Raw genomic sequence first — 18,466 nt, forward strand, 5'->3', positions numbered from 1 at the left:
CGCGGGGCGGCGGGGGCCTACTTCCGGGTGCCCGCCGCGCCCGTCCCCGCCGCGCCCGTGCTCGTACGTGTCGCGTCCGCTCCCCAGCTGGCGAGCAGCCGCAGGGCGTCGGCCGACGCCGAATCCGGCTCCGCGTGGTAGGTCACCAGTGACTGGTCGTGGTCGTCCGGCAGCCTCAGCGTCTCGAACGACAGGGTCAGATCGCCCACCAGGGAGTGGTGCAGGCGCTTGACGCCGTGGCCCTTCTCCCGCACGTCGTGCGTGGCCCACAGGCTCCGGAACTCCTCGCTCTTCACGGAGAGCTCGCCGACCAGGGCCGAAAGCAGCGGATCGTTCGGAAAGCAGCCCGCGTCCATCCGCAGGAAGCTCACGATGTCCGACGCCTTCTGCTCCCAGTCCCGGAACAGCACGCGGGAATCGGGCCGCAGGAAGCAGATCCGCGCCCAGTTCCGCTCCTCGGGCGGCACCTCGCCCCAGTCCCCGAAGACCGCCGCGGCCATGCGGTTCCAGCCGAGGATGTCCGAGCGGCGCCCGACCACGTAGGCGGGGACGCCCTCCATGGCGTCCATCAGCTGGAGCAGCGCGGGCCGCACGCGCTGCGGGCGCGCCGGACGCTTCTTCTTGTGCTGCTTCGGCTTCGCCAGGTGCGTCAGATGGGCGTGCTCGGCGTCCGTGAGCCGCAGCGCACGCGCGATCGCGTCCAGGACCTCACCCGAGACGTTGCGGCCGTTGCCCTGCTCCAGACGGGTGTAGTACGCGACGGACACCCCCGCCAGCTGCGCCAGCTCCTCGCGCCGCAGCCCGGGCACCCGCCGGTGCCGCCCGAAGTTCGGCAGGCCGACGTCCTCCGGCTGGAGCCGCGCCCTGCGGGTGCGCAGGAACTCGCTGAGCTCGGCGCGGCCGTCGAGGGGCTCGGGGACGGGGGAGCTCGGGGGCTGCTCGGCGTCGGCGTTCATGCGTTCCAGTATCCGGCGTCGCGGACGTACGAGCCTGTCCCCGCCAGTAGTAGGACCACTGGACGTAGGCAGAGCCGTGACCTGGGTAGATGCCCCTGTGGCTGGCACGGTGGACGGCATGACCGCACAGACCAGCACCACCACCGTTTCCGCTTACGCCGCCCCGTCCGCCAAGGCCCCCCTGGAGCGGACCACCATCCCGCGCCGCCCGGTGGGCGCGTCCGACGTGCTGATCGAGATCCAGTACGCGGGCATCTGCCACTCGGACATCCACCAGGCCCGCGACGGCTGGGGCGAGGGCATCTTCCCGATGGTCCCGGGTCATGAGATCGCCGGTGTCGTCACCGAGGTCGGCCCGGCCGTCACCAAGTTCGCCGTCGGCGACCGCGTCGGCGTCGGCTGCATGGTCGACTCCTGCCGCGAGTGCGACAACTGCAAGGCGGGCCTCGAGCAGTACTGCGACCAGGGCAACGTCCAGACGTACAACGCCCTCGGCAAGGACGGCGAGCCGAACTACGGCGGCTACTCCACCCACGTCGTCGTCGACGAGGCGTTCACCCTCCGCATCCCCGACGGCCTCTCCCTCGACGTCGCCGCGCCGCTGCTGTGCGCGGGCATCACCACGTACTCCCCGCTCCACCGCTGGAACGCGGGCCCCGGCAAGAAGATCGCCGTCGTGGGCCTCGGCGGCCTCGGCCACATGGCCGTCAAGATCGCGCACGCCATGGGCGCCGAGGTGACCGTCCTGTCGCAGTCCCTGCGCAAGAAGGACGACGGCCTGCGCCTGGGCGCCGACCACTACTACGCGACCAGTGACGACGCGACCTTCGAGCAGCTCGCCGGGTCCTTCGACCTGATCCTCTCGACGGTCTCCGCGCCGCTGCCGCTGGACAAGTACCTCGGCCTCCTGCGCCCGGAGGGTGCCTTCGTGAACGTCGGCGCCCCCGAGGAGCCGGTCTCGCTCAACCTGTTCTCCGTCATCGGCGGCGGCAAGACCCTCGCCGGCTCCATGATCGGCGGCATCCGGGAGACCCAGGAGATGCTCGACTTCTGCGCCGAGCACGGCCTGGGCTCGGAGATCGAACTGATCGAGGCGAGCCAGATCAACGAGGCCTACGAGCGCGTCCTCGCCAGCGACGTCCGCTACCGCTTCGTGATCGACGCGGCGACGATCTGAGCCTGAGGCGTCTGAGACGTCTGTGATCTCTGGGATGCCTGAGTCACCTGAGGCGTCTGTGGCGGCCAGGGCCGTGGTGGGGGCGTGATCCGGATGCGCGGCGCGTGCGCGTGCGTGTGTGTGCGTGTGCGAGTGCGTGTGCGCGTGGCCGGAACTCGCCTCGGGCCGCGGCCCTAGGCCGCATTGCGCAGGTGGTGGGGGGTCCTGCGGCCGATGCCGGGGAGACGGGGCGTGCCTAGGGTGAGGGGCGTCCGGTCGGGCACTTCAGACGCACAGGAAGAGGTCGCACGATGTCCATCGCGCTCAACCACACCATCGTCGCCGCCAAGGACAGCAAGGCGTCCGCCCAGTTCCTCGCCGACATCCTCGGCCTTGAGGTCGGCCCGCGGTACGGACCGTTCCTCCCGGTCGAGATCCCGAACGGCGTGACGCTCGACTACATGGAGGCCGGCGACGGCCCGGTCACCTCCCAGCACTACGCCTTCCTGGTCTCCGAGGACGAGTTCGACGCCATCTTCGGGCGCATCGAGGACGCGGGCCTCACCTACTGGGCCGACCCGTACCACACGGTCAAGAACGAGATCAACACCAACGACGGCGGCCGGGGCGCGTACTGGGACGACCCGAACGGCCACAGCCTGGAGATCCTCACCAGGCCGTACGGCAGCGGCAGTTAGGCACCCGCCAGCCCCTGCGCCAGGAAGTCGAGCACGAGCGGCGTCGCCACGTCCGCGAACTCCTCGAAGTACGCGTGCCGCGCACCCGGCACGAGACGCATCCGGGCCCCGGCGATGCGTTCCGTGAGCAGGGGAGCGTTCGCGGCCGGGTTGAACACGTCGTCCGTGCCGTGCACGACGAGCGTCGGCGCCGTGATCCGCGGCAGGGCGTCCCAGGAGTCGTGCCGGGCGCTGGCCCGCAGATGGCGCCGCCTGGCGTGCGGGGGCATGTCCGGATCGCCGAGGGTGTGGAACACCGGCTTCGCGGCGCCGCGCTCCCGCTCGGCGATCCAGCCGGGGGTGTACATCAGCTCCATCAGCGCGCGGTGCGCCGCCGCCGGGTCGCCCTGGGTGAGGGCGGCCTGTACCGCGGGGCCGCGCTCGATGCCGTGCGGCGCCCCCGGTGACGTACAGCCGAGGACGAGGCGGTCCACCCGCCCGGGGTGGTCGGCGGCGATCCACTGGGCGACCCGGCCGCCCATAGAGGTGCCGTACACGTGCGCGCGTTCGATGCCCGCGTGGTCCAGGACGGCGACGACGTCACGGGCGAAGCCGGGCGTGCTGTAGCTGTCGGTGTCGGGGCGCCCGCTCTCGCCGGTGCCGCGCCAGTCCAGGACGACGGTCCGGTACGCGGCGGCGAAGTCGTCCCGCACCGGGTCCCACCAGCGGCGGCTGTTGGACTGCCCGCTGAGCAGGACCAGGGGGCGGCCGGAGCCGTGGACTTCGTAGTGCAGGGCGGTTCCGTCGGCGGCTTCGGCGAAGGGCATGGGACGAACGGTAACCATCGGCGGTCCGCCGACGGGACCTAGGGGGCCGGACGGGACGGTACCTAGGGCGTCGGACGGGACGGGACGGGGCCTAGGGGGTCGGGCAGGGCAGGACCTAGGGTGCCGGGATGACCGGGACACCCATCGACGTACCAGAGGACTTCGCGCGCGGCACGGTCCACCGGGAGGGCGAACGCGGCCGGGCCTGGCTCGCGACGCTGCCGGGACTCGCCGACGAACTGCTGCGGCGCTGGGACTGCGAGCCGACGGACGCCGTCACGCACGGGCAGGTCGGCCTCGTCGTCCCCGTGAGACGGCGGTACGACCGGACGCCCGCCGTCCTGAAGATCTCCTTCCCGCACCCCGGCAACGCGCACGAGCCGGACGCCTTCGCGGTGTGGTCGGGCCGGGGCGCGGTCCGCCTGTACGAACGGGACGACGCCCGGTTCGCGATGCTCCTGGAGCGCGCGGGAGGGGGAGGGGCAGGGGCGAACGGCGTAGGGGCGAACGGCGCTGGAGCGGGCGGGGGCTCCCTCGCCGACGTGGCGGACACCGACGAGGCGGTGGCCGTGGCCGGGCGCCTGGCCCGCCGCCTCGCCGTGCCCGCACCCGCCGGGCTGCCCCGGATGAGCTCGCTCGTCGCCGAGTGGGAGTGCGAACTGCGGGACGAGGGCCGGGATCTGGGGTCACCGCTGCCCGCGCGCGTGGTGGCCGCGGCGATCGCGACCGTGCGCGAGCTCGGCCGCGACCAGCCGGACACCCTCGTCCACGGCGACCTGCACTTCACCAACGTCCTGAGGTCCGACCGCGAACCCTGGCTGGCCATCGACCCCAAGGGTTACGTCGGCGACCCGGCGTACGACTCCATCACGCTGCTCCGCACCCGTTTCGACGCCCTGCTCACCGCCCCCGATCCCCGCGCCGCGGCCCTGCGCCGCCTGGACGTCTTCGCCGACGCGGCGGAGGTCGACCGCGAACGGGCCAGGAGGTGGGCGCAGGCGCGGGCGGTGACGGCGGCCCACTGGGGGCTGCGGCACGGCGACCCCGCATGGCTGGTCAAGGCGACGGAGGCGCTCGCGGAGGCCCTGACGTGAGGCGGCGCCCGGCGCCTGACGCGAGGCGGCGGCAGGCGCCGGGCCGCCCGGTGGGGTGGTGCCGCTCGGGGGATTTCGCCGGGGGCGGAACGCCGATCACTGCCCGGGAAGCGGGACGGCTCCTACGCTGAGGGGGTGAGCAGCCACGAGCGGTACAACGAGCCGGAGCAGGCAGAGCCCGGGGAGCAGGCCGGGCCCCGGAAGCGGGCCGGCTCCCAGGAGCCGGCCCGCGTCATCCCGTTGCGTCCACGCGCCGCGCGTACGGCCGGGACGCGCCCCGCCCCGATGCGCACCACGCCCCTGACCCCGCCTGCCGTCCCCGCCGCCCCCGCCGTACCGGCCGCCCCGGATGCACCGGCGGCGAAAGAGCCCCTGTGGCGGGACGTGATCGGTGACGTGCTGCGCCGCGAGCGCCTCGCCCAGGAGCGCACGCTCAAGGACGTCGCCGACGCGGCCCGCATCTCGATGCCGTACCTCTCCGAGGTGGAGCGCGGCCGCAAGGAGGCTTCCTCCGAAGTCCTCGCGGCCGGCGCCCGGGCACTCGGCCTGAGCCTGGCGGACCTGCTCTCCCTGGCCCAGACCGAGTTGACCCGCCACACGCAACTGACCCGTCCCGCGCAGCTGACCCGCCCCACGCAGCCGGTCCGCCACGCGCAGCCCGCGCGACCGCGCCAAGGAGACATCCGCCTGGCCGCGTAAGGCTGTTCGAGGGCTACGCCGCGGCGAGCATCCGGCGGCTGAGGACCTCGTCCGCGAGCCCGTACGCCACCGCGTCCTGCGCGGTGAACACCTTGTCGCGGTCCATGTCCGCGCGCAGGGTGGCGACGTCGTGCCCCGAGTGCCGGGACAGCACCTCCTCCACCTGCGAGCGGATCCGCAGCATCTCCTTGGCCTGGAGGCTGAGGTCGGAGACCGTGCCCTGCTGCCCGCCGCTCGCGGGCTGCCCGAGCAGCACCCGCGAGTGCTCCAGGACGAAGCGCCGCCCGGGGTCGCCGCCCGCGAGCAGCACGGCGGCGGTGGAGGCCGCCTGCCCGACGCAGAACGTCGAGATGGGGGCGCTGATGAAACTCATGGTGTCGTAGATCGCCATGAGCGAAGTGAAGGAGCCGCCGGGAGAATTGATGTAGATGGCGACTTCGCGCTCGGGGTTCGAGGACTCCAGGTGGAGCAGCTGCGCGATGACGACGTTGGCCACGCCGTCGTCGATCTCGGTCCCGAGGAAGATGATCCGTTCCGAGAGCAGCCGGCTGTAGATGTCGTAGGCGCGCTCGCCCTGCGGGGTGCGTTCGACGACGGTCGGAATCGTGTACTGGCTCATCGTCAGATCCCCAGTCCCATCCGCGGCTTGGACGCGGCCGGCCGCACGTCGGCGAGCGAGTCGAGCACCCGGTCGACCATCCCGTACTCCCTGGCCTGCTCGGCGGTGAACCACCGGTCGCGGTCGCCGTCGCGCGAGATGACCTCCTCGCTCTGCCCGGTGTGGTCGGCGGTGATCCGCTCGACGGACTTCTTCGTGAACTCCAGGTTCTCGGCCTGGATCGCGATGTCGGCGGTCGTGCCGCCGATGCCCGCGGAGGGCTGGTGCATCATGATCCGCGCGTTGGGCAGGGCGTACCGCTTGCCCGCGGTGCCGACGGTCAGCAGGAACTGTCCCATGCTGGCGGCGAATCCCATGGCGAGGGTCGACACGTCGTTCGGGATCAGCCGCATGGTGTCGTAGATGGCGAGCCCGGCGGTGACGGAACCTCCGGGGCTGTTGATGTAGAGGCTGATGTCGGTCCGCGGGTCCTCGGCGGAGAGCAGCAGGAGCTGCGCGCAGACCCGGTTCGCGGAGACCTCGTCGACCTGGGTGCCGAGGAAGACGATCCGCTGGGTCAGCAACTGCGCGGCCAGATGGTCGTCGAACCGCGTCGAGGGCGTCTCGTCCCCGGAGGCCCGCGGGGCAGTGTCGATGGGGGGCATGGTTCGTCCTCCTGACGGTGGAAGCGGCACACCGGCCGGCCGCTGTCGTGTCCCCCCACCTTCGACCGCCCCCACCCACCACGTAAGACTTCTCGGCCTGCGGCAGATTCGCTGACGGCAGAGCGTTCCCGAGGCCGACTGGTGCCTTCCCGCTAACGCGTGCGCGTTAGCCGGTGCAGTTCACGCACTACGTCCAGGAAGGCCGAGCGCAGTTCATTCCGGGTGCTGCCACGGGTCTTGACGGCGTGGCAGTTCGGGCACAGGGCGATCATCTGGGCCGGGTGGTCGCGGCCGCCTCGCGCGATTTCCACGATGTGGTCGACCTCCAGGATCGGCTCGCCCGAGTCCGTCACGTCATCGGGCTGCCCGGCGCAGGCGGGATTCTCGCAACGCCCCCGGCTCCGCAGGAGCACCGCCCGTCTGGCAGCTCCCGAACGGATGGGGTCGCGGGAGATCCTCTCGCGGCGCCGCACGGCGCCATGAGTCTCCTCCCGCCGCTCCACGACCGTGCACAGCCTTTCGTACTGTGCCGCCGAGGTGACCGCATCCATGGTGGGGGAAGGCGCGGCGGTGCCTTCCGGCCGGCCAGGCCGGTCGTCGGCCACGGACTCGTCGTACAGACCGACCCCGGTGAGGAGCGGCACCTCGTCCAGGTCCCCGAAGAACCGGTCGGTGAGCGTCTGGATGACGGCGACGCGGGCCTGCCCGGAGGTCCGCATGAGTTCGTACGCCGCGGGGGCCAGGCCCCCGTCCGGCTGCTGCTCGGCGAACCACCGGCGGGGCCCGGCATCGCCGTGGGCGAGCGGAACCGTGCCGTGATGGCCGCTGAGAGTCCAGAGCCCGGCGTGGTAGAGCGCGAGGACGGGGTAGTCGGGACGGAGGCGCTCGCCCCGGAGGCCGTACGTGTGCAGCAGGCCGCTCAGGGCCGTGCTCGTCTCGCCCCAGGGCAGCGTGCGTGACTCGCCACGGAAAGCCCGGCCGATCGCCCACAGAAGGGTGATCGGCTGGTAGAGGCGGGGGCCCGTGTCCGTATGGGCCACGCGGAGTCGGGCGATGTGGTCGATCAAACCGTCAGGGGTGGCATCGGCCGGGGCCTCCTGGGCCACCACCTGGAACCCCAGCGCTCCGAGCAGCTTCGCCGCGTGGTCCCGGCCGCCGGAGAACTCCGAGGCCGCCAGCGGACGTTGCCCTTCCAAGTAGCCGTGGGCGGCGCCGAGAACGGCCTTCGAGTCGTAGTGCCGGCCGTCGACGACGAGGAAATAGGCGCGGGAGGGCTTGAAGCCGAAGTCGTGCAGGAAGGTGCTCCGACCCCGCCGGTCGAACTCCTCGACGGCCCGCAGGACTTCCCGTTCACCTATGTCGCTCAGAGCCATGGCGCCCACGATAGGCCGGGGGCCGCACCGCCACGTCGTACCCACGGCCCCCGAGCCGTCGAGCCAGGGGGCCGGTCCGTCCTCAGCTCTCGGAAGGCGCAGACGCGATGCCCGTCGGGCAGGCTCGGCCCCAGTTTGTTTCCGAGGGGCTGTCCAGGTGGAGGCCCGTGCCGCCGATTCCGCAGTAGCCGTCGGGGTTCTTGTCCAGGTACTGCTGGTGGTAGCCCTCGGCCGGCCAGAACGGGCGGGAGGCCGCCGGGAGGATCGTCGTGGTGATCTCGCCGAGGCCCGCCGCGTTCAGGACCTGCTGGTAGGCGTCGCGGGACGCCACCGCGCCCGCCTCCTGCTCGGCGGAGTGGGTGTAGATCGCCGAGCGGTACTGGGTGCCCACGTCGTTGCCCTGGCGGAAGCCCTGCGTGGGGTTGTGGGACTCCCAGAAGAGCTTCAGGAGCGCGGCGTACGAGACGCGGGTCGGGTCGAAGACCACGCGGACCACCTCGGCGTGACCGGTCAGGCCCGAGCAGACCTCCTCGTACGAGGGATTCTCGGTGAAGCCGCCCTGGTAGCCGACGTAGGTCGTCCAGACGCCTTCCGTCTGCCAGAACTTGCGCTCGGCACCCCAGAAGCAGCCGAGCCCGAAGTCCGCGATCTCCAGACCGTCGGGGTACGGGCCCAGGAGGGGGTTGCCGAGGACCGTGTGGCGGGACGGGACCTCGAATTCGGGGGTCGCGCGGCCCTTGAGGGCCTGCTCGGGGGTGGGGAGCTCGGGCGTACGACCGAAGAGCATGGGAGCTTTCCTCCTGCGACGGGGCGGGACGGGACGGGAAGGGAAGGGGCGGGACGGAACGGAACGGGGGCGGGCGCTGCCTGCTTGGTGTGCCGCTTCCGCGTCCAGCCGGGCGTGCGGCTTCTACGTCAACGTGTGCGGAGTGGGCCGCATTCCTGCGCCGGCCCGCCCGCCCCCGGACGCACCCGGCTCAGTGCGACAGCGTCGCCGGGCTGCCGCCGTTCGCCTCGTACCCCGCGACCGCCAGCGCCCTGTACACCGCGTAGTCCGCGGCCGGGTCGCCGGAGACCGTCCAGGGCAGGGCGCCGACGTGGCCGTCCACGTGGACCAGCTGGTTCATCGCCTCCGCCCAGCGCTCGCCGCGGACCAGGAAGAAGATCAGCAGATGCCGCACGTGCGCCAGCATCGGGTCGTCCGGACGGGCCGAGTGCACGGCGTACAGCGCGCCCTCGACGGCCTTGGTGACGACCTCGCTCTCGTAGAACCCGCTGACGAGGTTCAGGTCGGGCAGGTGTTCGTACACCGCGAAGAGCGGGAGCGCGGACAGGAGCGAGCCCTTGGGTGCGCGGGCCGCCGCGGCTTCGGTGAAGCCGTAGGCAAGGTCGCGCGAGCCGTGCCACTTCTCGCACCAGTAGTGCAGGGCCGCCAGATGCGCCCCCATGTGCGCGGGCGCGCGGTCCAGGATCTTCAGCCACAGCTGTTCGAACTCCTCGCGCGGGTACGCCAGGCCGCGCGCGATCGACAGCTCGATGATGTACGGGACGGGGTCGCCGGGGGAGAGGAGCGCGGCCTGCGCGCACGCTTCCTTCGCCTCCTCCAGGATGATCCGGAACTCGTCCGTCCCGGTCGTCGACGAGCGCCAGGCCTGCTGGACCAGGAACTCCGCGTGCACCGCCGCGCCGCCCGCGTCCTTGGGCGCCTCGGCCCGCCACACCCGCAGCCACTGCCCGCCCGGCTGGTCACCGACCCCGCCGGGGCGCTCCTGGAGCTCCAGGGAGGCCGCGCCCGCGAAGGCCTGCACACGCTGCCAGCGCACCTCGCCGTGCACCTCCGTGCCCGCGAGGAGCTGCGAGGCCGCCTTCCAGCTCTGCGACTGCTGGACGACGTCCAGGACGTCCAGGAGGTCGCGGTCCGGGCCCGGCATGCGGATGTCCAGCTCCTCCTGGCGCGCGAAGCCGTAGTCCGCCGGGTCCGCGGCGTCCGGTGAACCGGGGGCGACCTGGCGGATCCCGCCCCGCCTGCGCAGCAGGAACGGCCCCAGGACCGCCCCGATCATGATGGCTGCCATCAGCACCCAGAGAATCTCCATGACTACAAGCGAACCAGACTGCTCTGACACTTGGCGAACCAGTCTCGAACTTGTCGGCCGCGCCCTCGTCCCGGACTAGGCTCTGGCCACATGAGTGACACGTTCAGGAGCCAGAGTTTCGAGACCGCCGCGATCCACGCGGGCAACACCGCGGACCCGCTCACCGGCGCGGTCGTCCCGCCGATCTACCAGGTGTCGACGTACAAGCAGGACGGTGTCGGCGGGCTGCGCGGCGGATACGAGTACAGCCGCAGCGCCAACCCCACCCGCACCGCCCTGGAGGAGAACCTGGCCGCCATCGAGGGCGGCAGCCGGGGGCTCGCCTTCGCGTCGGGTCTCGCCGCCGAGGACTGCCTCCTGCGTACGCTGCTCGCTCCCGGTGACCACGTGGTCATCCCGAACGACGCGTACGGCGGCACGTTCCGGCTCTTCGCGAAGGTCGTCTCCCGGTGGGGCGTCGAGTGGTCGGTCGCCGACACCTCCGACCCGGCGGCGGTACGGGCCGCGGTGACCAACCGGACGAAGGCGATCTGGGTGGAGACGCCCTCCAACCCGCTGCTGGGCATCACGGACATCGCCGCGGTCGCGCAGGTCGCCAAGGAGACGGGCGCCCGGCTCGTCGTCGACAACACCTTCGCGAGCCCCTACCTCCAGCAGCCGCTCACGCTCGGCGCGGACGTCGTCGTGCACTCCCTGACCAAGTACATGGGCGGGCACTCGGACGTCGTGGGCGGCGCGCTGGTGGTCAGCGACGCGGCGCTCGGCGAGGAGCTGGCGTACCACCAGAACGCGATGGGCGCGGTGGCCGGGCCCTTCGACGCGTGGCTGGTGCTGCGCGGCATCAAGACGCTGGCCGTCCGGATGGACCGGCACAGCGAGAACGCGACGAAGGTCGCCGAGATGCTGACGCGGCACGCGCGCGTGACGCGTGTCCTGTACCCCGGGCTTCCCGACCACCCCGGTCACGAGACCGCGGCGAAGCAGATGAAGGCGTTCGGCGGGATGGTCTCCTTCCAGGTCGCCGGGGGCGAGGAGGCGGCGGTCGCCGTCTGCGACCGCGCGAAGCTGTTCACCCTGGGCGAGTCGCTCGGCGGCGTGGAGTCCCTGATCGAGCACCCCGGGCGGATGACGCACGCCTCCGTGGTGGGCTCGGCCCTGGAGGTCCCCGCGGACCTGGTGCGGCTCTCCGTGGGCATCGAGGCCGCGGACGACCTGCTGGCCGACCTCCAGCAGGCGCTGGGCTAGAGCGGGCCGCGGGTCACCACTGTGTGAGCGGTGGAGTCGTCTCCGAGGGCGGCTCCACCCACGGCTGCTCGGCCGACGCCCAGATCACGAAGGCGATCGCCGCCGCGAGCAGCAGGAGCCACAGCAGCCGGCGCACCGCCCGCCTGCGGCGGAGCATGCGGCCGCCGCGGCGGACCGCCTCCTCGTGGAGCTCGGGCGGTGCCGAAGGCGGCGTGCCGTCGTCCAGGAGGTGGCGGACCTCGCTCGCCCTGCGGTCGTAGTGGTTCATGACGGGGCCGCCTCTCCCAGGACCGTCGGCGCCGGGCCGCGCGGCGGGTGCAGGACGGTCTCCATCGCCCGGGCGCAGATCGTCTCCACGCGGTCGGCGGGCAGGCCGAGCAGCGCCGCCGTCTGCTCCTCGGCGACGCCCTCGTACAGCCGCAGGACGAGAATCAGCCGCTCCTGGGGCGTGAGGCGGGCCAGGACGCCGCCGTGGCCGCGGTGCCTGCGCCAGGCCCCGCGGGCGAAGCGGACGGCCAGCTGCTGGCGCGTGCGGTCGTACGGGTCCTCGCCGCGCATCCGGTCCCAGGTCGCGTACGAGTGCGCGAGGGACGCGGTCAGCAGGGCACGCGCGCGTGGGTTGGCGTCCGGGGGCTCGGCCGTGAGCAGCGTCGCCGCATGCAGCAGCCGCCCTGCCGCGCCCGCGACGAATGCCTCGAACTCCCGGGCCCGGCGGGCGCTCACCGACGCCTGCCGTCCGCGCACCGCGCCTCCCGCCTGGAGGGGGACGGGCCCCCGGTCTCATATGAGGCCAGGCGGGTGGCCGGGGTCAAGAGGCGGGCACGGCCCGGGAGCCGCAGGGCCGCGGAAAGCGGGCGCCCCGGGTCAGGAAGCGGGGGTGTCCGGAGTGGACTGCGAGGTCTGGCGGGCGGAGAGCGCGGAATTGAAGCGCGTGAGGAGCGTGCAGAAGCTCTCGCGCTCCTCCGGGGACCAGTCACCCGTCAACTCGGCCATGAGGTCGCGCCGCGAGGAGCGCACTTCGTTGAGGCGTGCCTCGCCGCGCGGCGACAGCTGGAGCACCACGGCACGGCCGTCCTCGGGGTGCGAGGTGCGCTTGACGAGCCCCGTGTCGACCAGCGGGGCGACCTGCCGGGTGACCGTCGACGAGTCGATCCCCATGCTCGCCGCGAGCGCCTTCACGCCCATCGGCCCCTCCTTGTCGAGGCGGTTGAGCAGCAGATACGCGGCGCGGTCCATGGAGTTGCGGACCTGTCCTACGCCGCCGAGGCGGGTCTGCTCCGCACGGCGGGCGAACACGGCCACCTGGTGTTGCAGCGTGTCGAGGAGGCCGGGATCGCTGGCGGTCGTCATGTCCGGAGTTGTGGGCATGGCCGGGGGCTCACTTCATGCGAGGGCGATGGGTTGGGGGACAGGGTACGCGGCCGGGACGCGGGGCGTACCGGCGCTGCGCAAACCAGTCTCGGCACGTGGGCACCGCAAGAGGACCCCGGTGTGAACTGGGAGACTGGAGGTCATGAGCTACCGCACGCCTCACTCCTTGCCGACGGTCACCCTCGACGACGTGCGCGGTGCCCAGAAGATGCTCTCCGGTGTGTCCAGGGTGACGGCGATGGAGGGCAGCAGGCACCTGTCGCAGCTGGTGGGCTCGCCGGTGCACCTCAAGTGCGAGAACCTCCAGCGGACCGGCTCGTTCAAGCTGCGCGGCGCGTACGTGCGGATCGCGGGCCTGTATCCCGAGGAGCGCGCGGCCGGTGTGGTGGCCGCGAGCGCGGGCAACCACGCGCAGGGCGTGGCCCTCGCGTCCTCGCTGCTCGGCGTGCGCTCCACGGTGTTCATGCCGGTGGGCGCGCCGCTGCCCAAGGTCGCCGCGACCCGGGAGTACGGCGCGGAGGTGCGGCTGCACGGCCAGGTGGTCGACGAGACGCTCGCCGCGGCCCAGGAGTACGCGCACGAGACGGGAGCGGTCTTCATCCACCCCTTCGACCACCCCGACATCATCGCGGGGCAGGGCACGGTGGGCCTGGAGATCCTGGAGCAGTGCCCCGAGCTGCGCACCCTGGTCCTGGGGGTCGGCGGCGGCGGGCTGGCCGCGGGCATCGCGGTGGCCGTCAAGACGGTGCGCCCGGACGTCAAGGTGATCGGCGTGCAGGCCGCGGGCGCGGCGGCGTACCCGCCCTCGATCGCCGCGGGGCACCCGGTGTCGATCGAGAACCCGGCGACGATGGCCGACGGCATCAAGGTCGGGCGCCCCGGTGACGTGCCGTTCCGGATCATCGACGAGCTGCTCGACGACATCGTGACCGTCTCCGAGGACGAGCTGTCCAGCGCGCTGCTGCTGTGCCTGGAGCGCGCCAAGATGGTCGTCGAGCCGGCGGGCGCGAGCCCGGTCGCGGCGCTCCTGAGCAGGCCGCGGTCGTTCGAGGGGCCGGTGGTCGCGCTCCTGTCCGGCGGCAACGTCGACCCGCTCCTGATGCAGCGGATCCTGCGCCACGGCATGGCGGCCGCGGGCCGCTACCTCTCGCTGCGCCTGCGCCTGACGGACCGGCCGGGGGCGCTGGCCACGCTCCTCGGGGTGCTGTCGGTGGTGGACGCCAACGTCCTCGACGTGGGCCACGTGCGGACCGATCCGCGCCTCGGACTCACCGAGGTGGAGGTGGAGCTGCACCTGGAGACCAAGGGACCGGCGCACTGCGCCGAGGTCGGCGCGGCCCTGCGCGAGGCGGGCTACACCGTCATCGGCTGAGGCCGGGCGCCGCGCCCGTCACCGCGCCGAAATTCCCGGGCGCGCACGGCTGTTCCCCGATATTTTGCGTTGTCCACAGGCTTCACCAAACCCGTTGAACAGACGCGATGTATCGCGTTATGGTGTGTCTCACGTCACTGGTCGCCGGGCGCTTCACACCCGGCAAATCTAAAGTTTTCCGTAGGAAGTCACCCACACCACGGGGAGAACCCACATGCCAGGCGCCATCTACGCCGAAGGTCTCGTGAAGACCTTCGGCGACGTAAGGGCTCTGGACGGCGTCGATCTGGATGTCCCGGAAGGCACCGTGCTCGGCCTCCTCGGGCCGAACGGCGCGGGCAAGACCACGGCGGTCCGCTGTCTGACGACGCTTCTCACGCCGGACAGCGGCCGCGCGGTCGTCGCGGGCATCGACGTACTGAAGCATCCGAACGAAGTACGGCGGTCGATCGGCCTCTCCGGCCAGTTCGCCGCCGTCGACGAGTACTTGACCGGCCGCGAGAACCTCCAGATGGTCGGCCAGCTCTACCAGATGAAGGCCAAGGAGGCGAAGGTCAGGGCGGGCGAGCTGCTCGACCGGTTCCACCTCGCCGACGCCGCCGACCGCCCCTCCAAGACGTACTCAGGCGGTATGCGCCGCCGCCTCGACCTCGCGGCCGCACTCGTCGTGTCACCCCCGGTGATGTTCATGGACGAGCCGACCACCGGCCTCGACCCGCGCAACCGCCAGCAGCTCTGGGAGGTCATCCAGGAACTGGTGTCGGGCGGCACGACCCTGCTGCTCACCACCCAGTACCTCGAAGAGGCCGACCACCTGGCGCACGACATCTGCGTCGTCGACCACGGCCGGGTCATCGCCCGCGGCACCTCCGACCAGCTCAAGGCGCAGACGGGCGGCGAGCGCGTCGAGGTCGTGGTGCACGAGCGCGAGCAGATCACCGCGGCCACCGAGGTCCTGCGCGGCTTCGGCAAGGGCGAGGTCGCCGTCGAGAGCCACACCCGCAAGCTCACCGTCCCGGTCTCCGGCGGCGCCAAGCTGCTCGCGGAGGTCATCCGCGAGCTGGACAACCGCGGGGTCGAGATCGACGACATCGGCCTGCGCCGCCCGACCCTGGACGACGTGTTCATCTCGCTGACGGGACACGTGGCCGAGGTGGCCACGAACGGCGAGGACGCCACGGACACCACGGACGGCTCGGGTGCCACAGGTGCCACGGCCGCCACGGCCGCCACGGACACGGAGGGTGCGAAGTGAGCGCTGTATCCGACACACGACAGCTCCTTGCGCCCCGCCCCAAGGGCGGCATCGTCCAATCGGCCAGGGACTCGCTCGTCGTGGCCCGCAGGAACCTCATCCGCATGACCCGGATCCCCGAGATGATCCTGTTCGGGGTCATCCAGCCGGTGATGTTCGTGGTGCTGTTCACGTACGTCTTCGGCGGTTCCATCAACATCCCGGGTGCGCCCGCGGGCAGCGCGAGCGCCTACAAGGAATTCCTGATGGCGGGCATCTTCGCGCAGACCGTCACGTTCGCCACGGCGGGCGCCGGCGCGGGCATCGCCGACGACATGCACAAGGGCCTGATCGACCGCTTCCGGTCGCTGCCGATGGCGCGCGGTGCCGTGCTGACCGGGCGCACCCTCGCGGATCTGGTGCAGACGGCCGTGACCCTGGCCGTGCTCGCGGCGGTGGCGCTGATCGTCGGCTGGCGCACGCACGAGAACATCGGCAAGGTCCTCGCGGGCTTCGCCCTGCTCCTCCTCCTGGGGTACGCGTTCACGTGGATCGGCGCGCTGATCGGCCTGTCCGTGCGCACTCCCGAGGCGGCGACCTCGGGCGGACTGATCTGGCTGTTCCCGCTGACGTTCATCTCGAACGCCTTCGTGCCGGTCAACGGCATGCCGAAGTTCTTGCAGTACGTCGCCGAGTGGAACCCCTTCAGTGCCACGGTGGCGGCGGCCCGGGAGCTGTTCGGCAACACGATCGAGGGAGTTCCGAAGTCGGTCACGGGGGCCTGGCCGATGGAGCACCCGATCCTGGCCTCGCTGATCTGGTCCGTGCTGATCATCGTGGTGTTCCGTACGCTCGCGGTCCGGAAGTACCGCCGGGCGGACTAGCCGGGCCCGGACACGCGAAAGGCCCCCGCACCTCAGGTGCGGGGGCCTTTCGCGTGTCGCTGTCGCGGGCCTCAGGCCTGGTACGGCTGAGCCTGGAGGATCTTCACCGAGGCGAGCTTGCCGTTCGGAAGCTCGTACTGCGCGTCCTCGCCGATCTTCTTGCCGTTCACGCCGCTGCCGAGCGGGGACTGCGGCGAATACGTCTCGATGTCGGCGCTCGCGTACTCGCGCGAGGCGAGCAGGAACGTCAGGGTGTCGTCCTCGTCACCGTCAAAGGCGATCGTCACGACCATGCCGGGCGCGACCACGCCGTCCGCGGCCGGCGCCTCGCCGACCTTCGCGTGTTCCAGGAGCTGGGTCAGCTGGCGGACGCGGAGCTCCTGCTTGCCCTGCTCCTCCTTGGCTGCGTGGTACCCGCCGTTCTCGCGCAGGTCGCCCTCCTCACGTGCCGCCGCGATCTTCGTAGCGATCTCGGTGCGCGCAGGACCAGACAGGTACTCCAGCTCGGCCTTGAGCTGGTTGTACGCCTCCTGGGTCAGCCAGGTGACGTTCTCGCTGGTCTGGGTCACAGGTGCTCCTCGTAGGTACTGGGAATACAAAGCATCGCCCTACCCAGAAGGATGTTCCCTAACGGGTGGGCGAAACCACGAGCCTAACAATTCCGGCGCGTGAGGGGGAGGACATAAGCCATCAGAAATACGTCAACGCAGGTGAGGGCAGGTACACCGGGGGAGTCGGGTGGCCGGTGTGGCGCAAGGGGCGCCCCAGGGCGGCCGGACGTCAGCCCGAGTGGCAGCCGAGCAGCTCGGCGCTCGTCCCGCGGGCCTTTGTGCGGAGCGTGACGACCTTGTCGATGCGGCCGTCGTTCTGGTCGAAGCGGAAGTCCGCCCGGCCCACCTCTTCGCCGTCCTCGGCCTGTGAGCGCAGGGTGCAGTAGCCCTTGGCGTCCGCGTCCTTGCGCACCTCCAGGTGCACCTCGACCGCGCTGTCCGAGACGACGTCGAACTTGATCACTTCACCGCTGATCTTGGTGCCGGAGACGTAGTCGTATCCGAACCAGCCGATCATCAGGAGGAAGAGGACGCCGAGGATGCCACCGGCGACCTTCAGCTTGCGGTCCGCGCGCTCGTCGTCCGAGCGCACGTGGCCGTACCGGCCATCGGGGGCGGGCGCCGTGGAGCCGCTGATGTCGCTGTCGCTCGCGGCCACCATGATCGTCCTCCAGGAAAAAGGGATGCCGGAATTTTCCACCCCCCGGTTCCGTCACTATAGAAGCCGCCCATTGCGCCGAATGACCGAGGGCGCCGGATCACTGAGGATCAGAGTCTTGACTGAGCAGCTGCGACTGATGGCCGTACACGCCCACCCCGACGACGAGTCGTCGAAGGGCGCGGCCACCATGGCCAAGTACGTGTCCGAGGGGGTGGACGTGCATGTCGTGACCTGCACGGGCGGGGAGCGCGGCGACATCCTCAACCCCAAACTCCAGGGCGACACGTACATCCAGGAGAACATCCACGAGGTGCGCAGGAAGGAGATGGAGGAGGCCCGCGAGATCCTCGGCGTCAAGCAGGACTGGCTCGGCTTCGTCGACTCGGGTCTGCCCGAGGGCGACCCGCTGCCGCCGCTGCCCGAGGGCTGCTTCGCCCTGGAGGACGTCGACAAGGCGGCCGGCGAGCTGGTCCGGCAGATCCGCTCCTTCCGTCCGCAGGTCATCACGACGTACGACGAGAACGGCGGCTATCCGCACCCCGACCACATCATGACCCACAAGATCTCGATGGTGGCCTTCGACGGTGCGGCGGACGCCGAGAAGTACCCGGAGAGCGAGTTCGGCCCGGTCTACCAGCCGAAGAAGCTCTACTACAACCAGGGCTTCAACCGGCCGCGCACCGAGGCGCTGCACCAGGCGATGCTCGACCGCGGCCTGGAGTCGCCCTACGGGGACTGGCTCAAGCGCTGGGACGAGTTCGAGCGGGTCGAGCGCACGCTGACCACGCACGTTCCCTGCGCCGACTTCTACGAGGTCCGTGACCGGGCGCTGATCGCGCACGCCACGCAGATCGACCCCGAGGGCGGCTGGTTCCGCGTCCCGATGGAGCTCCAGAAGGAGGTCTGGCCCACGGAGGAGTACGAGCTCGCGAAGTCGCTCGTCGATACATCCCTCCCCGAGGACGACCTCTTTGCGGGCATCCGCGACAATGCCTAGCGTGAACGCA

At 71.4% G+C, this 18,466-nt stretch carries 21 protein-coding genes; 9 read left to right on the forward strand and 12 right to left on the reverse strand.

Features of this window, described 5'->3' with window-relative positions; translation table 11 throughout:
* Positions 1-17: 17 nt before the first annotated feature.
* Positions 18-956 carry a helix-turn-helix transcriptional regulator gene (locus tag QBL25_RS25870; RefSeq protein ID WP_409059355.1) on the reverse strand — a complete coding sequence of 313 codons (939 nt, stop codon included), beginning with the start codon at positions 954-956 and terminating at the stop codon, positions 18-20.
* Positions 957-1,074: 118 nt separating this feature from the next.
* Between QBL25_RS25870 and QBL25_RS25875 the strand changes: the two genes are divergently transcribed.
* Together QBL25_RS25875 and QBL25_RS25880 are read left to right on the forward strand one after the other, a co-directional pair.
* Positions 1,075-2,133 (forward strand): NAD(P)-dependent alcohol dehydrogenase, encoded by a 1,059-nt coding sequence (locus QBL25_RS25875; protein WP_409059356.1) that lies wholly within the window; start codon positions 1,075-1,077, stop codon positions 2,131-2,133.
* A 290-nt stretch (positions 2,134-2,423) separates the two neighbouring features.
* Complete coding sequence (locus QBL25_RS25880) at positions 2,424-2,810, forward strand: VOC family protein (RefSeq protein ID WP_409059357.1); 387 nt, start codon at positions 2,424-2,426, stop codon at positions 2,808-2,810.
* On the opposite strand, the gene QBL25_RS25885 is transcribed toward QBL25_RS25880, so the two are convergent.
* Positions 2,807-3,616, reverse strand: coding sequence for an alpha/beta fold hydrolase (locus QBL25_RS25885; RefSeq protein WP_409059358.1), 810 nt, complete (start codon positions 3,614-3,616; stop codon positions 2,807-2,809). The two genes, QBL25_RS25880 and QBL25_RS25885, sit on opposite strands and share 4 nt — an antisense overlap.
* Before the next feature lie 128 nt (positions 3,617-3,744).
* On the opposite strand from QBL25_RS25885, the gene QBL25_RS25890 reads away from it, so the two are divergent.
* Together QBL25_RS25890 and QBL25_RS25895 are read left to right on the forward strand one after the other, a co-directional pair.
* Complete coding sequence (locus QBL25_RS25890) at positions 3,745-4,710, forward strand: aminoglycoside phosphotransferase family protein (protein WP_409059359.1); 966 nt, start codon at positions 3,745-3,747, stop codon at positions 4,708-4,710.
* A gap of 285 nt (positions 4,711-4,995) precedes the next feature.
* Positions 4,996-5,409: a helix-turn-helix domain-containing protein gene (locus QBL25_RS25895; RefSeq protein ID WP_409062779.1), complete on the forward strand. Its 414-nt coding sequence runs from the start codon at positions 4,996-4,998 to the stop codon at positions 5,407-5,409.
* A 13-nt stretch (positions 5,410-5,422) separates the two neighbouring features.
* Here QBL25_RS25895 and QBL25_RS25900 read toward each other — a convergent pair whose 3' ends face one another.
* The 5 genes from QBL25_RS25900 to QBL25_RS25920 all read right to left on the reverse strand — a co-directional run bounded on the left by QBL25_RS25900 (position 5,423) and on the right by QBL25_RS25920 (position 10,141).
* Positions 5,423-6,028, reverse strand: a complete 606-nt coding sequence (locus QBL25_RS25900) for a ClpP family protease (protein ID WP_409059360.1) — start codon at positions 6,026-6,028, stop codon at positions 5,423-5,425.
* A gap of 2 nt (positions 6,029-6,030) precedes the next feature.
* Positions 6,031-6,672, reverse strand: coding sequence for an ATP-dependent Clp protease proteolytic subunit (locus QBL25_RS25905; RefSeq protein WP_409059361.1), 642 nt, complete (start codon positions 6,670-6,672; stop codon positions 6,031-6,033).
* Positions 6,673-6,824: 152 nt separating this feature from the next.
* Entirely contained in the window at positions 6,825-8,045 is a 1,221-nt protein-coding gene (locus QBL25_RS25910; RefSeq protein ID WP_409059362.1) for an HNH endonuclease, read from the reverse strand.
* A gap of 82 nt (positions 8,046-8,127) precedes the next feature.
* On the reverse strand, positions 8,128-8,832 hold the full coding sequence (gene msrA / locus QBL25_RS25915) for a peptide-methionine (S)-S-oxide reductase MsrA (protein ID WP_409059363.1): 705 nt from the start codon (positions 8,830-8,832) through the stop codon (positions 8,128-8,130).
* A 190-nt stretch (positions 8,833-9,022) separates the two neighbouring features.
* Positions 9,023-10,141: a hypothetical protein gene (locus QBL25_RS25920; RefSeq protein WP_409059364.1), complete on the reverse strand. Its 1,119-nt coding sequence runs from the start codon at positions 10,139-10,141 to the stop codon at positions 9,023-9,025.
* Positions 10,142-10,231: 90 nt separating this feature from the next.
* Between QBL25_RS25920 and QBL25_RS25925 the strand changes: the two genes are divergently transcribed.
* Positions 10,232-11,386: a cystathionine gamma-synthase gene (locus tag QBL25_RS25925; protein WP_409059365.1), complete on the forward strand. Its 1,155-nt coding sequence runs from the start codon at positions 10,232-10,234 to the stop codon at positions 11,384-11,386.
* A 13-nt stretch (positions 11,387-11,399) separates the two neighbouring features.
* Here QBL25_RS25925 and QBL25_RS25930 read toward each other — a convergent pair whose 3' ends face one another.
* The 3 genes from QBL25_RS25930 to QBL25_RS25940 form a co-directional block, all read right to left on the reverse strand.
* Positions 11,400-11,654 carry a hypothetical protein gene (locus QBL25_RS25930; protein ID WP_409059366.1) on the reverse strand — a complete coding sequence of 85 codons (255 nt, stop codon included), beginning with the start codon at positions 11,652-11,654 and terminating at the stop codon, positions 11,400-11,402.
* Positions 11,651-12,130, reverse strand: coding sequence for a sigma factor-like helix-turn-helix DNA-binding protein (locus QBL25_RS25935; protein WP_409059367.1), 480 nt, complete (start codon positions 12,128-12,130; stop codon positions 11,651-11,653). Before QBL25_RS25935 ends, QBL25_RS25930 begins: the two co-directional genes overlap by 4 nt.
* 120 nt (positions 12,131-12,250) lie before the next feature.
* Positions 12,251-12,754, reverse strand: a complete 504-nt coding sequence (locus QBL25_RS25940) for a MarR family winged helix-turn-helix transcriptional regulator (protein ID WP_409059368.1) — start codon at positions 12,752-12,754, stop codon at positions 12,251-12,253.
* Between the two features lie 145 nt (positions 12,755-12,899).
* Between QBL25_RS25940 and ilvA the strand changes: the two genes are divergently transcribed.
* From ilvA to QBL25_RS25955, 3 genes are all read left to right on the forward strand, one after another.
* Positions 12,900-14,129 (forward strand): threonine ammonia-lyase, encoded by a 1,230-nt coding sequence (gene ilvA, locus QBL25_RS25945; RefSeq protein ID WP_409059369.1) that lies wholly within the window; start codon positions 12,900-12,902, stop codon positions 14,127-14,129.
* A gap of 214 nt (positions 14,130-14,343) precedes the next feature.
* Positions 14,344-15,384, forward strand: a complete 1,041-nt coding sequence (locus tag QBL25_RS25950) for an ATP-binding cassette domain-containing protein (protein ID WP_409059370.1) — start codon at positions 14,344-14,346, stop codon at positions 15,382-15,384.
* Positions 15,381-16,247 (forward strand): ABC transporter permease, encoded by an 867-nt coding sequence (locus tag QBL25_RS25955; RefSeq protein ID WP_409059371.1) that lies wholly within the window; start codon positions 15,381-15,383, stop codon positions 16,245-16,247. The genes QBL25_RS25950 and QBL25_RS25955 overlap by 4 nt, the downstream gene beginning before the upstream one ends.
* A 71-nt stretch (positions 16,248-16,318) precedes the next feature.
* On the opposite strand, the gene greA is transcribed toward QBL25_RS25955, so the two are convergent.
* Positions 16,319-16,816 carry a transcription elongation factor GreA gene (greA, locus tag QBL25_RS25960; protein WP_409059372.1) on the reverse strand — a complete coding sequence of 166 codons (498 nt, stop codon included), beginning with the start codon at positions 16,814-16,816 and terminating at the stop codon, positions 16,319-16,321.
* A 211-nt stretch (positions 16,817-17,027) separates the two neighbouring features.
* Entirely contained in the window at positions 17,028-17,459 is a 432-nt protein-coding gene (locus tag QBL25_RS25965) for a DUF4307 domain-containing protein (RefSeq protein WP_409059373.1), read from the reverse strand.
* 115 nt (positions 17,460-17,574) lie between these two features.
* Between QBL25_RS25965 and mca the strand changes: the two genes are divergently transcribed.
* Positions 17,575-18,456 (forward strand): mycothiol conjugate amidase Mca, encoded by an 882-nt coding sequence (gene mca, locus QBL25_RS25970; RefSeq protein WP_409059374.1) that lies wholly within the window; start codon positions 17,575-17,577, stop codon positions 18,454-18,456.
* The last annotated feature ends 10 nt before the right edge of the window (positions 18,457-18,466 follow it).

This window comes from Streptomyces sp. SYP-A7185, assembly GCF_046103685.1.
In the GTDB taxonomy this organism is placed as follows: Bacteria; Actinomycetota; Actinomycetes; order Streptomycetales; family Streptomycetaceae; genus Streptomyces.